Raw genomic sequence first — 2557 nt, 5'->3', positions numbered from 1 at the left:
TTGTACCATTTGAATTGGTGGCATAGGCTCGCAGGTAATAGCTGGTGCTGCGGCTTGAATTATTTACTTCTGCTGTAAATGCTGAAGCAGAGAGTGTCCCCGTATTGTGATCATTTGATGTGGTGGGTGAGCCAGTCGTATTCCAGCAAACGCCTGTTGCGGTTATACTGGCACCACCGTCCCGAACAAAAGCCCCGCTTAAGGGTAGACCTTCTGATATGCCGGATAGGGGATTGGTATAGACTGAAGGTGCCACAGACAGAGCGACATTCTCATAAGACAAATGCGGATATCCATCATTGATGGTTCCGCTACCGTCAATATCCCAAATCTCCGAAGAAGCGGCATCATCAAAAGGATTATCTGTAAAATCCCAGGCACTTGTCACGTAATCAGGATTGATACTGAAGCTTTTAACGTTTTTCATTTCGGCAGTACTGTAGGCCTCGCCCGCATCAGTATTTGAAAAATCAGCTGTCTCGTGATCGAAAAAACAATCGGTGACCGTGGATGAAATTACATTATAAATAAATCCACCCCCATTGACCTCCTCATTGAGAACTGGACCAACAGGGACGTTCAGGGCATTTACTGAAGCACTGTAGCAATTGCTTATGGTGGATGAGTTCTCCACAGTTCCGGCAAATCCGCCACCATGTGTATCAGCCCCCACACTGGCTCGACTGTAAGAATTCTGTATGGTTGAACCATTGACCCCTCCGGCAAAACCACCGATATGATCATCACCCTGAACCAGTCCCTCTACAATACAGCCCGATATAGCTGTACTATTGGAAGCCTTGCCCACCAGACCACCGCAGTAGTCGTCACCATCTATACCTACATCAATAATATGAATATCCGTCAGGGTTGCACCATCCGTATAACCAAATAGACCCTGATATTTCGTGCTGCCCCTGTCGAAAGTGAGGGATGTAATGCTGTAACCATTTCCATCATAGGTACCGGTGAATTTTGTGGAGAGCTTACCCAGAGGCAGAAATCCTTCAGCATTATACCAGGTGGAGGTAGCAGATGCATCAATATCTGTTGTTTGGGCGTAATCATAACTCCAACGACTTTCGTCTTCACTGATCCAGCCCAGGTTTTCCAGGCTGGCAATCTGATACACACCGGCATTCGTAGTCGGTTCAGTCACCGTGTGGGTGGGGTAAATGGTGTATTCTTCGCCATAATAACTTGTACCCCCGTCAGTAACATAGGCTCTGATATAGTAGGTGGAGTGGGATTGTAGATTGGTCATGGATGAGGTGAAATTTCCTGTTGTGCTTCCATCCGTAGTTTTTGAATTGGAAATAGTGGGCGAGCTTGAAGTATTCCAGCAAAGCCCATGAGCTGTAATACTGGAACCAGTACGTACAAAACCACCACCTGAACCTGTGCTCTGCGAAGATGTAGCAGGTATCATCGTGTAAACTGCAGTAGCATAACTATAGCCCGATGCAATGTTCCAGGGCAGTTCCGGATAGCCATCATTTAACCCTGCATCCATATCCCAAAGACTGGAACTGTTTCCATCATCAAAGGGATTGCCTTCGAAATCCCAGGCAGCAGCTAAGCCATCAGCTGACTGATCTGTAAAAGTAGTCGTTGTTTTTAGTTGAGTTGTTGTCTTCCCCGTAATACCCGAGGTGGTACCACCACCGCTGGCATCGCTCAATCCACTGACATCTTCATCCCAAAAAGAATTGCTGTAAGTACCACTGCCATGATAACCCACAAATCCACCGACATCTCCAGAACCGCTTGCAGAGCCTGTGCTAAAACTATTGCTTATATCAGCACCGGAATTCTGACCAATGAATCCTCCAGCTTTTGTAGAACTACCTGTCGCTGTACCTCGGCAATAGGAATTGTTGATATTTACCGTACTATTGTTTATCGCGTAGCCGGCAAACCCGCCGACTCTTGCGGAGCCGCTAACATTTCCACTAGTCCAACACTCACTGATAGTAGCTCCCCGAATCTCACCAGCAAACCCACCAATATGGTCTACTGTTGAACTCACACTCCCGCTGGCAGAACATTGAGTAAACTGTGAGCTTGTTAATGACCGCCCTACAAAGCCACCGGTAGCTGTTTTACCGCTTACGCCGGCAGAGGTGCTGGAGTTGCTGATTTGAACCGATTCCTCACAATTACCAACAAAACCACCCGTATACGAGCTGTTTCCATCCACACTTCCACTTATTGTTACACCGGATATTTGGCTTGTTCCTTTAACGTTTCCTGCTAAGCCCCCGGTATAAGCATATCCAGTAATGTCAACCGAGCTTAGGGTCAAATTTGATACAGACGCATTATCAAGTTCCCCAAAAAAACCTACCTCACTTGTTGAGGGTCTATCGATGGTCAAAGCGCTGATACTAAAATCATCACCATTATATGTGCCGGTAAAGGTCCCACCGATGGGGTTAAATCCCTCTCCGCTGTTCAGACTGGCTGATGCACTGGCATCAATATTATTGGCCTGTTTATAGGTATAATCTAAGCGACTACCAGAACTAACACTCATCCAAACGAGATGGTCCAGATG

The 2557-nt window shown here is 46.7% G+C and carries 1 protein-coding gene; it reads right to left on the bottom strand.

The genetic code is table 11. The features are described 5' to 3' along the window. On the bottom strand, positions 1–2536 hold a 2536-nt coding region (locus U9Q77_09420; GenBank protein ID MEA3287577.1), incomplete at its 3' end, for a hypothetical protein. Positions 2537–2557: the final 21 nt, after the last annotated feature.

The organism is Candidatus Neomarinimicrobiota bacterium, assembly GCA_034716895.1.
Lineage (GTDB): Bacteria > Fidelibacterota > UBA8477 > UBA8477 > JABMPR01 > JABMPR01.
Note: the sequence above shows the minus strand (reverse complement) of the source record. Positions and strands in the feature narration are given on the sequence as shown.